Consider the following 12,651-nt stretch of genomic DNA (forward strand, 5'->3'; position numbering starts at 1 on the left):
CAGGTTATCGGCTTTGACCAGCATTGACCTGAGCCCAGCGTGCGACATCGCCCTTGTCGAGAGCCACAGCAAGGAGGTCCGGGAACTGGTCGGGCGTGCAGGCGAACGCCGGAACACCCAGCGCGGCAAGAGCCGCGGCGTTGTCGTGGTCGAAACTTGGTGCGCCGTCGTCCGAAAGCGCAAGGAGCACGACGACTTGCACACCGGACAGTTTCATCGCCCCGACGCGCCGCAGCATCTGATCCTGAACGCCGCCTTCGTAGAGATCCGAGACGAGGACGAACAACGTCTCGGTCGGCTTGGTCACCAGCGATTCGCAGTACGCGATCGCGCGATTGATGTCGGTGCCGCCGCCGAGTTGGGTCCCGAACAGTACGTCCACGGGATCGTCGAGTTTGTCGGTCAGGTCAACGACGGCCGTATCGAACACCACCATCGACGTTTTCAACGACCGCATCGACGCCAGAACCGCCCCGAAGACCGACGCGAAGACGACGCTGCTTGCCATCGAGCCGGACTGGTCGATGGCCAGGATCACGTCCCGCTGCACGGCCTGCGACCGACGGCCGTAACCGACAAGTCGCTGCGGCACAACGGTTTTGTACTCCGGCAGGTAGTGCGCGAGGTTGCGACGGATCGTCTGATTCCAGTCGATGTCGCGGTACTTCGGGCGCGAGGTCCGGGCGGCGCGGTTCAGCGCGCCCGTGACCGCCGCGACGGTGTGCTGCGCAATTCGCCGCTCGATTTCGCGGACCACCTTCTCGACGACCATGCGTGCTGTTGCCTTCGTGGTTTCGGGCATCACGCGGTTGAGGCTGAGCAGCGCGCCGACCAGGTGGACGTCAGGTTCGACGGCGTCGAGCAGCTCGGGTTCGAGCAGCAGCTGCGTCAGGTTCAGCCGTTCGACGGCATCCTTTTGCATCACCTGGACGACGCTGGTGGGGAAATAGGTCCGGATGTCGCCGAGCCAACGGGCAACCCGCGGCGCCGAGCCGCCGAGGCCGCCGGCTCGTTTGGTGCCGTCGCCACCAGTGCCGTTTTTATCCGAGTCGTACAGCGCGGCCAGCGCGCCGTCCATCGCTTTGTCGTCGCGGTCGCTCAGGCCGCCGGTGCCTTCTTCCGCTGCGTGGCCGAGGACGAGGCGCCATCGTCTGAGTCGATCGGGGCTGGTCATGAGACACCGAGGATTTCTAGGACGGCTTTTGTTGCTGTTTTGCCACGTTCTTCGTCGAGTGTGGTTGCCGTCGTTGGCTTGTTGTCGTTGTTCGGATCCCGGACGGCTTGGCCCACCGCTTGCCGTTCGCCTTGGTCGAACGAGCCGAAGGTGCGACGGAGTAGCGGCAGTGCGTCGGTGAAGTCCTGTTCGCCGAGGCCGGAGAGCCAATCGTCGATGAGCCGCAACAACTGTCGGTCGTGGACGAGCAGGAGGCCGCCGCCGGACAGGAAGCCGTCGACCCACGCTGCTTTGGCTGCGGGCTCGGCTCCCACCGACAGAGCTCTGGAAAGTCTTGCCTCGGAGTCTTGTTGAGTAATTCGGTCGGCGTCGCGCAGCAGGCGGACGATGCGCCCGATCAGCAGACCGTGCACATCCTCGCGGTGGCTGATGGAGTGCAGCGTCGTCAGCCATTGTTCGGAGGCTTCGTGGTCGTCGCGGGTCATGACCGAGCCATGGGCGTCGTCTATCAGCCTGCGCATCTCCGCGGCGTTGTCGTCGTCCAAGCTCGTGACAGCGGATGGCAGACCAGCGCTGATGCGGACGAGGAGGCTGTCGGTGACACGCGTGAGGGCTGTGGCATCGGTGCCGCGGACGTCGCCGTACCGGATTGTCCTGGTCAGCGGCGGTATTGCGGCGAGGAGGTGGGCGACGTCGTGGTCCAACGCTGCTGCCGACTCGACTAGTTTCAGGAGGCTTGCGAGCACATTCGTGAGGTCGGCGACGAGGGCCTTCTCCAGGAGTTTGGTGAGGTCGCCGAGGGTGGCGTCGTCTCTGTTGGCTTGGTCGAGCACCTTCGCCTCGGCTGCCGCCAGGACCGTCGTTCCCCACATCGATGCCTCGACGATCGCGACCGCGTACTCCGGCTGCCATTCGAGCGTCCACGATTCGCGGAACGTACCCGTGCTGCGGACCTCGCTCGCTGTGACTGTGCCCCAGCCGATTCCGAGGAGTCTTAGTCGGTGTAATAGGCGGGATTTGGCCAGGTCGTTGTCTTTGCGGAGGTCTAGGTCTAGTTTGCGGGCTGCGGCTTCTTGGTTGAGTCTCAGGGTTTTGGCTTTGGCCCGCAGGTCCGCGTCGAGTGGGACGGTCGGCGTTTCCTCCGGCACGGCACCGAGTTTCTCGCCGACGACGAGCCGTGCGGACACCAGTTCCAGCAGTACTTCGTCGCCGTCGCACAACACGGCGCGCGTCGCTTCGGTGACTTCCGATAGCCCGGCGAGCGGTCGGGATCGCATGGCGGCAAGGGTTTCCGTGAGCCGGGCCGCTTCGATGATGTGCGCACTCGAGACGGGAAGGTCCTCGGTCCGCAAGACGCGTGCGACCTTCGTCAGCCAGCGCGTGATCGGCTTGTCGGTCTCGGTGAACAGGTGGTGATACCAGCCGGGGGAGGTGATTCCGGCGCCGTAGCCGGACGACGTTGCCAGGCGTGAATGGGTCCATGGCACCCAGGTCAGCGAGGTCTTGGTTTTGGGAATGCCTTTGAGCAGTCTTGCGTCGTGGGCGGCCGGACCGAGTTGGTTCAGTGCCGGTGCATGCCAGGCGCCGCAGACGACGGCGAGGCGTTCGGAGCCGTCTTTGAGTGCCTTCCGCATTGTTTGGCGCATGTACGCCTCGCGTTGCAGGGTCCGTTCGTCGATCGTGGTCGATTCTCTTAGGGATGCCATCGCCTCGTTGAGGGCATCGAACGTTCCTGCGTCGGAAGTGGATTCGACGATCGCATCCCACCACCGCTCGGCGTCGTCGTAGCCGGCGGCTGCAGCCAGATCTTCGAGGGGGTCGCCTTTCTCGCGGTGACGGTCCTTGATGTCGAGGGTTTGGGACGCTGGAAGGTCGCAAAACTTAGCTGGCACTTCGTGTTCCGCTGCCCACTGCATTGCCTGCCATTCGGGTGAGAAGACAGCGAAAGGCCAGAATGCGGCCTTGGCCGGCTCGGCAGCGACGTAAGCGAGCAGGGCTATCGGCGGGATCATCTCGGCTGATGCCGTCAGTGCGACCAGTGGATCGGCGTCGGCCGGTCCCTCGATCAGGATGGTGTCCGGATCGAATTCGTCCAGAGCCGCGCGGAGGGATTTGGCCGAGCCCGGACCGTGGTGGCGGATGCCGTAGATGCGTGTCGTCATGTGGCCTCGCGGCAGGCGCGGTAGAAGTCGGCCCAGTCTTTGCGTTCGCGGACAACGGCTTCCAGATACTCGTTCCATACGACGGCGTCGGCAACCGGGTCCTTGATGACCGAACCGAGGATGCCTGCCGCGATGTCGGATGCGCGCAGCACGCCATCACCGAAGTGTGCAGACAGCGCCAGACCGCTAGTAATTACCGAGATCGCTTCCGCGGTCGAGAGTGTGCCGGATGGTGACTTGAGTTTCGTTCGACCGTCTGCCGTTGCCCCGGAACGCAATTCGCGGAACACGCTGACCACGCGTCGAATCTCTTCTGCCGCAGCAGGAACGGGCGGCAATTCGAGCGAGGCTCCCAATTGCTCGACCCGTCGCGTGACGATGTCGATCTCTTCCTCCTCGGTCGCGGGGAGCGGCAGGACGACGGTGTTGAAGCGGCGCCGCAGCGCGGAGGAGAGGTCGTTGACGCCGCGGTCACGGTCGTTGGCGGTGGCGATGACGTTGAATCCCTTGGCCGCCTGGACTTCCGTCGCCAGCTCCGGGATCGGCAGTGTCTTCTCGGAGAGGATCGTGATGAGTGCGTCTTGGACGTCGGCAGGGATTCGGGTGAGCTCCTCGACGCGTGCGATGCGGCCTTCCTGCATTGCCGTCATCACAGGTGAGGGCACCAGGGCGCCGGCCGTCGGGCCTTCCGCCAGTAGGCGCGCGTAGTTCCAGCCGTAGCGGATCGATTCCTCAGCGGTCCCTGATGTGCCTTGCACGAGTAGCGTCGACGATCCGCTGACCGCGGCGGAAAGGTGCTCGGAGACCCAAGTTTTCGCCGTTCCCGGTACTCCGAGCAGGAGGAGGGCGCGGTCGGTGGCCAGCGTTGCGACTGCCACTTCGATGAGGCGGCGGGGGCCAACGTATTTGGGTGAGATGACGGTGCCGCCAGGTAGGACGCCGCCGAGTAGATAGGTCACTGTGGCCCACGGCGACAGCTTCCACGACGGCGGTCGTGGCCGGTCGTCTTGGCGATCGAGGGCTTGGAGTTCCTCGGCATACTCTTGCTCGGCGTGCGGGCGGAGGAGTGTGGTCTGGTCGATGGCCTGGGTCATTGAAGCTCCTCGAGCATCGTTTTGCGTTGGATGAGGCTGTGGGCGATCTCGGTGAAGGTCTGTGCCCAGGCGGGGTCCGGGCAGTGGTCGGCGGAGGCGCGCGCCATCGGGTACGCGTCGATGGGTAAGTGCGCGCAAGCCAGTCGGATGGCGCGTTGGGCTTCGTGGCGTGCGCGGTCTCGTTGTCGGAATGGCAGTTTGGCGGCGTTGTCTGCGCGACGCAGCATTTGCTTGAGCACATGCGCGGAGACTTCGCGTGACCACGGATGGTTCAGCGTCGTAAGCGGATTGAACGGTCCGGCGGTGAGCAGTTCGTCGCCGAGGCTTCTGACATACCGTTCGCGGGTTTGTTGGCTGGCGACTGGAAGTAGGTGCTCGGCATGCTTGGAGCCGGGCAGCAGCACGTCGGCCCATTCCTGATTGCGTTGCACTGCAGCAGCTTCGGACCACGCATCGATGATCAGAGGGCGGTCTTCTTCGGAGATCGACGCGCGGATCGCCTTCTCCGCGGAGCCGAACATGTCGTTCCAAAGGCTGAGTGGTGCCGAGCTGACGATTTGCCTGACTACGCCCTCTTCCGTGAGCCCGTCGCGTCGGTCTTCGTCGTCCAGTGCTGTGGGCGGTTCGACGGTGACGGTGGTGCGCATGAGGGTGCGTTCGGCCTTTATGGCTCGCTTTGCTCGCTCGGCCATTCGGGCTGTGTACGCCGAATCTGGAAGTTGCCGAAGGAAGTTGGCTGCGATTCGTCGGACGTCCGCGCGGCGGTCATCGAGGGTCGCCTCGAGGAATGGTTCGTCTTGCGGGTTTAGGTTCGTTTCGAGAATGGCAAGCAGCGTGGCTCGGTCGTTTCCGTTCTCTTTGTCCCAGGTTTGTTGGAGGTAGTTGCGGGCTTCATTGGGGTCTTTGGCCCGGAGGTTGGTCAGCCAGCGTTTGCGTTCGTTGGTCGTGCCGTACGTCCAGATGTCGGGATTGTCGGTCGACGGCTTGACCAGATCTGCCCATTCCGGATTCTGCGCCGCGAGCCATTGGCCGCGAGAACCCGCCAGTCGCAGGATGCTTGCGCGGTGCTCCTGCAGTGCTTTGGCCTGCGCGACAAGTTGGGCTGTCATCGATTCCGGTGCGCGATAGTCGTACTTCTGGGCGGCGTGGAACCATTCCGGCAGCAGCGGCGATCTGATCGCCAGCAGCTCGATGATGCGTGGAATCGCTTCTGCGGGTAGGAGGTAGCGCGTGTCGTCTTCGGCTGGCGGTGGGATGGTTGCAGTTGTAGGGGTTTGGGCGCCCCGGTTGAAGGCGTGCTGCATTGCGGCGGCTTCGAGCAGGACGGTGGCGGGGTCGCCTTGGAGTCTCGCTTCTCGTCCTTCGTAGGTCGGTTGCTTTCGGGCGGTGCCTAGTAAGGCCGCCGACAGGAGTTCGTCGTTCACAGATTTACCACCCGACCTGCGGAGAAGACCGAGCTTGCGATCACTCCGCCGCTCGTCCACTCGCCGATCACGTTGAGCGGATGGCCGCCCGACAGGCCCAGCAGTTGCCACAGCGCGAGTTCATCGATACTTGTCGACAGTGGTATCGCCTGGCCGTTCGTGTCCACGAGATGCCATGTGCCGTTGGTTGTTACGGGTACGACGTCGGCGAGGCAGACCGGCCATGAGCGGAGCCACGGGTCGGTGCCGATGGCGTGGGCGAAGTCTTCCAGGGCGTTGTCGATGGTTGCGCCTGGCAGGGTGGTGAATGGTTCTGGGCGGCTGTGTCGGTCGCCAAGCTTTGCTCGCAGTGGCGCTGCGCCGGGGTAGTAATGGACGTTTGCCTCGATCAGCGAGCCCGGCGGTGGGGTGTCGACGGGGAAGCTAGGGCTGCCGTAGGAGAAGTCGAGCAGCACAGCCCATTTGCGTGATTCGCGACCCCGCAGCCAGACCTTGCGGCTGTACAGACTGTTCTCTTCGGTGCTTCGCAGGCCGAGGACCATCCAGCGGTCGCGAACCGGTTGATTTGCGAGAACACTCTCGGCGCTGACGGGGTAGCCGATGTGCGCGCGGACGCTCGCTGCCAGCGGCTCGGGCAGTTCCGCGATCCGACGATGCGCCTTGATCAGCAGGTGGAGTTGCGCGTACTCAGCGAGGAGACGTTCCGGCCAGTCGGTGTGCGTCGCGATCATGGCGGGCAGGCGCCGCAAGGTCGACGCAACACCCGGAGCTTGCGAGTCGACCATCCTTGCCGCGACGGTTTCGAAGGCGACCCAGGAGCGGTCCGCCTGGGCCAGTCCGGTGCGGATCTGGTCGGTGAGCCAAACGTCCAGATCCTCCAGTCCGGAGGTGACGCGTTCGATCCGCTGGATCGCAGTTTGCGGATTGGCGGTGCGGGCTTTGGGGTCGGCTCGCTGGGCTTTGGATTCGCGGGCTTCGAGCCACTCGGTCGCGTACGGAGGTGGTGAGTCCTGTTCGGGGACAGTCCCTTCCGCCCACATGAACATCAGACTCAACGCATGTTTGCACGGGAACTTGCGGCTCGGGCACGAGCATTTGTACGCAGGACCGGACAGGTCGACGACGGTTTGGTACGGCTTCGCCCCGCTGCCCTCGCACAGACCCCACAAAGCCGTGGCGTGTGTCCCCGTGCGCGACCACCTGGCGCCCAGGCGCCGCGCAGCCGTGAGCGAGGTTGCGTCGGGGGAGAGGGCCGCCACTTGGTCGGCCGTCAGAGCCGGCTGCGACATTCCCCGACACTATCGGAACGGTCTGACAGGTCAGGCTCCGATGACCGGAGGTGTGGTCTTCGGAATCGGCCCGATCAGCTCGTTCCCGTTTTCCTCGTTGACCAGATAGCTCGGTGTCTTGTGTTCTTTGTCCTCGCCACCTTGCCGCCCCGCGCCGTGGGGCATCAGGCCGCCGGGCGCGGCTGTGCTGGACCGTGGCGCCGCGCTCGTGCTGATCGGTCCGGCGGGGGTGTTGGGGTTACTGACGTTCTGGGTGCCGAGCGGTGAGGGTTGGAGAGTGCTCGGTCCGGGATTGGTGGTCGTCGTATTCGGGCTCAGACCTGGGCTGATCGGCGTCGGTCCGGTTGGTGTCGTGGCGGCCGGTCGGATCGAGTCTTCTTGGTTGGGGTTGAAGGAAGTCGGCGTGACCTTGGCGTCTTGGTCGTTGTTTGACGTGTCGGTAGCTGTGTCCGTCGTGGGCCTGTTATTCGCCAAGGTCTGGGGGTTCGTAGTCGTCGACTCGTTGTCGGTATTGACAGCCCTGTCGTTCGAAGTCAGCGCATTGGGGTCGGTCGACGTGGATGTCGTTGATGTTGAGTTCGTGCTCGATGGATTGTCGCCGGTCTGCGTCGTACTCGAGGTCGTCGAGTGCTCGGTTGCGAGGTTGCGCCCGTAGTCGATGACGCTCTCAGCGCGCGGCAGGCGAGCGCTCCTTGAGAACTCGAAGGTGAGCGGCGTTGTGTACCCGTTGGCCATCTCGACTTGCGCATCCTGCTCCGCGTCGGAGATGACCTTCTCGCGCTCCGACGAACCGTCCGATTCCGGAACGTTCGGAATGTTCGCCTTGGTCCGACTCACGGAGTCAGCAGCGGAATCGATGCTCTTCACGACTCTGTCGATAGCGTCGTTCAACTTCGACGATGATCGCGTGTAGTCGGTAATCGATGAAGTGGCCTTCTCCGCTGCGACACCCTGCCAAGCGGCATTTTGTGCGGTCGCAATCGCGGAGCGGAAGGTCTCCAGCGCCGCCGTCCACTGGGTACCGGCGGTGACCCAACTGTTGCGCGTGAGGGTCCGTGCACTCTCGGGATTCATGGCCTCAAACGCAGCCTTGATCTCCTTGTGCGTGAAGCTGTACGGATTCTCCGCATTCATCGGGGACCGCTCTCAATCTCGGTGTTCATTTCGCGCCACTTGGCCGCGAACTCCTCATCGGTGCGGATGTAGTCGTCCCGGATCACTTGAAACAACGTCTGCATTTCCTGCGCAACCTTGTAGTGCTCTTCTAGCACCGCGTGCATGCTGTTGCTGTCGCCGGTAGCAAGCTCGCGGTACTTCGCGACGAGGTCAATTGCCGAGGAAAGGCGCCCGTTGTCTTCGCCGAGTCCCCACTGTGCGCCCGCCCTCCCAGCCTGCTGCATCGTGACTTGCACCCCGCGAATTGCGTCCTTGAACGCGACGCATGCCGCGTCCAGCGCGGAAAACTCAGTTGGGTTCAGCGCAACCGAAAGCGAACCCGCGCGCGCTTCGCCCGCGAGTTCGCGAAACGCGACCAGTGCCTCGGGATCTGGTTCCGCCATCAAGGCCCCTTCGCTTGAGTGCTGTTTGTTCTGTTAGACGGTCGCTGCACCGATTCGGTTCCATGTCGGCCCTATCCCGTTCTAAGCGGTCGGAAGCAGAGCAGCGACGTTCGTTGCTATGTCGCGGCTGATAGCGCACGTGTCTAAGTTGCCGGTCTTCTTGTTCGAACGCTCATTAAGTACGTCGAAGTCGACACTGCCTGCGCCCAGCTCGATGTTTACAAGACAGTTCGCGTCGCCGTAGTTCGGTTGGTCTCGGTACGTGACTGACGGCCGACCAGCGACAGAAATCTCTTTGTAGTCGTTGAACTTCTCGGATTTGATCTGGGCGAGAGTCAGATTGGTGGCCGCGATGCTCACGCTGTACCCGTCCGACATGAACCAAGTGCATCCGTGCCAAACGATTTTTCCGTCGACGGACTTGTTGTCGAACGGCTTTCCGACGCCATCGTTGACGGAAAGTCCTTGCCCCCGCATGAACTCGGCTGAAATGTCTTTGCAGGGATCAAAGAGTGTCGCCGGATCGACGGTTGAGATGGGGGTCGCAGTGATTGCTGCAGTCGGGTGGCCATCCATCCCAGTGCCACAGGATGTCGTCGCCATAATCAGCGCGCCAATGGCCGCCACGGTTCGCAAATGAGTCATCGCACCCCCCTCCCCAGAAGTTCTCTGCGCTGGACGATACCCGACTGACCTGGGTCGCCAGGAATTCGCGGGACCCGCCCGCCTAGTCGAACAGCCCCCGAATGTCGTCAGCGCTGAGGCTCGAGCTGAGCATGCTGTCGGCATCCATGACGCTTGAGAAGAGCTTGGCCTTCTTCGCTTTCAGTGCCATCACCTTCTCTTCGATCGTGTCTTTGGCGATCAGCCGGTAGACCATCACGTTGCGCGTCTGACCGATCCGGTGTGTGCGGTCGACCGCTTGCGCCTCGGATGCGGGGTTCCACCACGGATCGAGGATGAAGACGTAGTCGGCCTCGGTGAGGTTCAGCCCGAAGCCGCCGGCCTTCAGGCTGATGAGGAAGACAGGGACGTCGCCGTTCTTGAATTCCTCGACGACCTGCCCGCGATCGCGAGTGGAGCCGTCGAGGTAGCAGTACTTCACGCCCTCGGCGTCGAGTTGGGCCTTCACCTTCGCCAGGAACCCGGTGAACTGGCTGAAGATGAGTGCCCGGTGACCGCCGTCGATCACGTCGTACAACTGCTCGACCATCGCGTCGATCTTGGCCGACGGCACAGCCCCGTGTTGGTCGTCGACGAGACTGACGTCGAGGCTGAGCTGCCGCAGCAACGTGAGCGATCGGAAGATCGTGAAGCGGTTCTTGTCCATGTCGTCGATGAGGCCGAGGATCTTGGCCCGCTCGCGTTGTAGATGGGTTTGGTAGATCTTCTGGTGGCGTGGATGCAGCTCGAGTTCGAGTACCTGCTCCTGCTTCGCTGGAAGGTCGGCTGCCACTTGGTCTTTGGTGCGCCGCAACACCAGCGGCTTGATCCGGCGACGGAGCTGCGCGAGAAGCTCTGCGTCGCCTTGCTTTTCGATCGGCTTGCGGTAGTAGTCGCCGAACCGCTTGATGCTGGGAAACAGTCCGGGCGCGGTGATCGACAGCAGCGACCACAGTTCCAGCAGATTGTTTTCCATCGGCGTGCCCGTGATCGCGAGCTTGAATGGCGCGTGCAAACGGCGAACGGCCTGGTACGCCTTCGACTGGTGATTCTTGACGAACTGCGCCTCGTCCAAAATCAACGCTGACCAGGGCATTTCGTTGTAGGTGTCGAAGTCGAGTCGGAAGCGGGTGTAGGACGTGACCACCACGTCCGCGTCGACGATCTCACCCTTCAACTTCTCGTTGACCGCGACGACCTTCAGCCCAGGCGCGAACCGCGCGCACTCCGCGGCCCAGTTCGGCACCACGCTTGTCGGCGCGATGATGAGGAACGGGGGAGCGTACGGATCCGCTTCTCGCGCATGACATATCAACGCCAGCGACTGGATCGTCTTGCCGAGGCCCATGTCGTCTGCCAGGATCCCGCCGAGCTGGTGTTGCCACAGGAACGTCAGCCAGCGGAAGCCGTCCAGCTGGTAGGGCCGCAGATCTGCGTCGAGGGATGCGGGCGGTTGCGTCGACTCGACCGAGCCGAGCGTCAACAATCCCTGGACCTGCTGACGCCACGCATACGCCTGCTCTTCGACGACTCCGAGCTTCGCGAACTCGTCCCACAGTCCAGCTTGGAAACGACTGAGCCGTAGCGGTCCGTCAGCGTTGTCCTGCAAGCCTTTCGCCTCGTCGATGAGCCGCTTCAACGCCTGCAGCTCCGGCTTCTCCAACGAGAAGTAGGCGCCGTTCGGCAGGAGGAGATGCGTGTTTTCGAGCGACAGTGCAGTGAACAAGTCGGCGAACGGAATTCGGTTGCCTTCGACAGAGATGGTCAGGCCGAGGTCGAACCAGTCCGCATCCTTGCCTGTCGCTGTAGTCGACACGCCGATCTGCACGGAGTCGCCGGCTTCGCGGTAATCGGCTGGTGTTCCGTCGATGTCGACGAGGACGCCGTCGATGCCCGAGAGCAGAGGCAGCAGTTCAGTGGTGAATCGCATGGTGTCGATGCCGCCGAGCTCGCTGTGGGCACCGTAGTGCCCGAGCGGGAGGTCCAGTCGCGCAAGGACTTCGCGTTCACGGTCGAGGTCGCGGAATGCCGAGCCGGCTCCGCGCGAGTCGAGCGGCGCGCGCAGGTCGTGGTCACCGATTCGGTAGGCCCATTCCCAGTCGACAACGAGGTCGTGGTTGTCGCCGTACTTCGCTCGCATCGCCAGCACGGGATCGGAAATCTGTGGCGTCGTGAAGGTTTCGTCCGACGACACCAACGTCGCGGACCGCCTCAACGACGGAAAATACGTCGTCAAGAATCGTTCTTCTTCATCGACGGGGATGTCGAGCACCTGGCCGTCGATCATCATCTGCTGCAGCCGTGGCGGAACAGGGGTAGCGAACTTGGCCAGGCGAAGGCGAAGGTTGTTGGCCTTGGTCACCAGTCCGTGCCCGTTGTCACCGATGAAGGCAAGCGAGGTCGGCCCGATCAACTCACCGTCGATTCGGATGGCGGGCGTGATGAGCAGCGACGTCGAAGTTCGACGGACGTCGAGGCAGAATTCCGCTTCGGAGTTGTGGGCAACTGTTCCTAGTGGTCTGACGCTGTTGATCAACTCGATCCCAGCGGCAGTCGCCTCGTCGAGCAGCGGCCACAGTTGGCGACTGTCGAAAGTCGTGAGGTCGATGTCTCGCTGATCGCCGTATTGGTAGTAGTACGAACGGTTTCGGCTCGACGTGAAGACCGCGTACAGCTCGCGCAGGATCCGCAGCTGCTCGGCGGGATGGCCGGCTTGGGAGTGGATCTGCCCGATGCCGGACCACGACAACCCGCCGTTGATCCACCCGTTCTTGCCCTGCTTCATCAGCCGCGCATGCAGCGACGAGCGGCCATGGATCGCATCCGGCATCGACAACTCGATGGCGATCGGATTCGACTTCGTATGCCATTCATGGTCTGCCGGACCAAGGGGGAGCAACGGTTTCAGCGCCTGCTCCCATGTCGGCTTCGGCGGTGGCGCGGGCTTGGCCTTCCGTGTGTTCGCACCCATCGCCATCAGCACCAAGGCGACGACGTGCTTGCAGTTCTCGCCGACCGGGCACGAGCACTCGCCATGCCCGAAGAACAACTCCGTCGACCCCGGAAATTGGTCGAAGTAGGCCGTCGCTTCGTAGAGGTCGCCGCCACTACCACGCACCACGCCATCGAGTTCCTTGGTGGCAGGCGTCCACTGCGCACCGATCGCGGCCTCTGAATCGGCCAGGTGCGCTCCGCGTATGAACGTGGGTGACCCGACGACGTCCTCCAAGTCGGCTGGGTCGAAGTACTGGAACGGGGTGCGGGCCATGGGAGGACGGTAGAGCGG

At 63.2% G+C, this 12,651-nt stretch carries 9 protein-coding genes; all 9 read right to left on the minus strand.

The annotated features are described in order from the left end of the window. Positions 1-4: 4 nt before the first annotated feature. The gene (locus FGL95_RS22575) at positions 5-1,174 is read right to left on the minus strand and encodes a VWA domain-containing protein (RefSeq protein WP_169590987.1); all 1,170 of its coding nucleotides are present in this window, start codon (positions 1,172-1,174) and stop codon (positions 5-7) included. Beyond that, the gene (locus tag FGL95_RS22580) at positions 1,171-3,336 is read right to left on the minus strand and encodes a DUF5682 family protein (RefSeq protein ID WP_169590990.1); all 2,166 of its coding nucleotides are present in this window, start codon (positions 3,334-3,336) and stop codon (positions 1,171-1,173) included. The genes FGL95_RS22575 and FGL95_RS22580 overlap by 4 nt, the downstream gene beginning before the upstream one ends. Next, complete coding sequence (locus FGL95_RS22585) at positions 3,333-4,430, minus strand: ATP-binding protein (RefSeq protein WP_169590993.1); 1,098 nt, start codon at positions 4,428-4,430, stop codon at positions 3,333-3,335. The genes FGL95_RS22580 and FGL95_RS22585 overlap by 4 nt, the downstream gene beginning before the upstream one ends. Next, positions 4,427-5,854 carry a DUF5691 domain-containing protein gene (locus FGL95_RS22590; RefSeq protein ID WP_169590995.1) on the minus strand — a complete coding sequence of 476 codons (1,428 nt, stop codon included), beginning with the start codon at positions 5,852-5,854 and terminating at the stop codon, positions 4,427-4,429. The genes FGL95_RS22585 and FGL95_RS22590 overlap by 4 nt, the downstream gene beginning before the upstream one ends. Next, a complete protein-coding gene (locus FGL95_RS22595; RefSeq protein WP_169590997.1) occupies positions 5,851-7,143 on the minus strand; it encodes an SWIM zinc finger family protein in 1,293 nt (430 codons plus the stop codon). The genes FGL95_RS22590 and FGL95_RS22595 overlap by 4 nt, the downstream gene beginning before the upstream one ends. Positions 7,144-7,173: 30 nt before the next feature. Next, complete coding sequence (locus FGL95_RS22600) at positions 7,174-8,277, minus strand: WXG100 family type VII secretion target (protein ID WP_169591000.1); 1,104 nt, start codon at positions 8,275-8,277, stop codon at positions 7,174-7,176. Beyond that, a complete protein-coding gene (locus FGL95_RS22605) occupies positions 8,274-8,702 on the minus strand; it encodes a hypothetical protein (RefSeq protein WP_169591002.1) in 429 nt (142 codons plus the stop codon). The genes FGL95_RS22600 and FGL95_RS22605 overlap by 4 nt, the downstream gene beginning before the upstream one ends. Before the next feature lie 81 nt (positions 8,703-8,783). After that, the gene (locus FGL95_RS22610; protein ID WP_169591005.1) at positions 8,784-9,347 is read right to left on the minus strand and encodes a DUF3558 domain-containing protein; all 564 of its coding nucleotides are present in this window, start codon (positions 9,345-9,347) and stop codon (positions 8,784-8,786) included. Positions 9,348-9,429: 82 nt separating this feature from the next. Next, positions 9,430-12,633 carry a DEAD/DEAH box helicase gene (locus tag FGL95_RS22615; RefSeq protein ID WP_169591008.1) on the minus strand — a complete coding sequence of 1,068 codons (3,204 nt, stop codon included), beginning with the start codon at positions 12,631-12,633 and terminating at the stop codon, positions 9,430-9,432. Between the last annotated feature and the right edge of the window lie 18 nt (positions 12,634-12,651).

The sequence above is a fragment of the Antrihabitans stalactiti genome (assembly GCF_012932915.1).
Lineage (GTDB): Bacteria > Actinomycetota > Actinomycetes > Mycobacteriales > Mycobacteriaceae > Antrihabitans > Antrihabitans stalactiti.

Coding starts and splice junctions, on each gene's coding strand:
- FGL95_RS22575 (WP_169590987.1), bottom strand. CDS start 1,174: ATGACCAGCCCCGATCGACTCAGACGATGGCGCCTCGTCCTCGGCCAC.
- FGL95_RS22580 (WP_169590990.1), bottom strand. CDS start 3,336: ATGACGACACGCATCTACGGCATCCGCCACCACGGTCCGGGCTCGGCC.
- FGL95_RS22585 (WP_169590993.1), bottom strand. CDS start 4,430: ATGACCCAGGCCATCGACCAGACCACACTCCTCCGCCCGCACGCCGAG.
- FGL95_RS22595 (WP_169590997.1), bottom strand. CDS start 7,143: ATGTCGCAGCCGGCTCTGACGGCCGACCAAGTGGCGGCCCTCTCCCCC.
- FGL95_RS22600 (WP_169591000.1), bottom strand. CDS start 8,277: ATGAATGCGGAGAATCCGTACAGCTTCACGCACAAGGAGATCAAGGCT.
- FGL95_RS22605 (WP_169591002.1), bottom strand. CDS start 8,702: ATGGCGGAACCAGATCCCGAGGCACTGGTCGCGTTTCGCGAACTCGCG.
- FGL95_RS22610 (WP_169591005.1), bottom strand. CDS start 9,347: ATGACTCATTTGCGAACCGTGGCGGCCATTGGCGCGCTGATTATGGCG.
- FGL95_RS22615 (WP_169591008.1), bottom strand. CDS start 12,633: ATGGCCCGCACCCCGTTCCAGTACTTCGACCCAGCCGACTTGGAGGAC.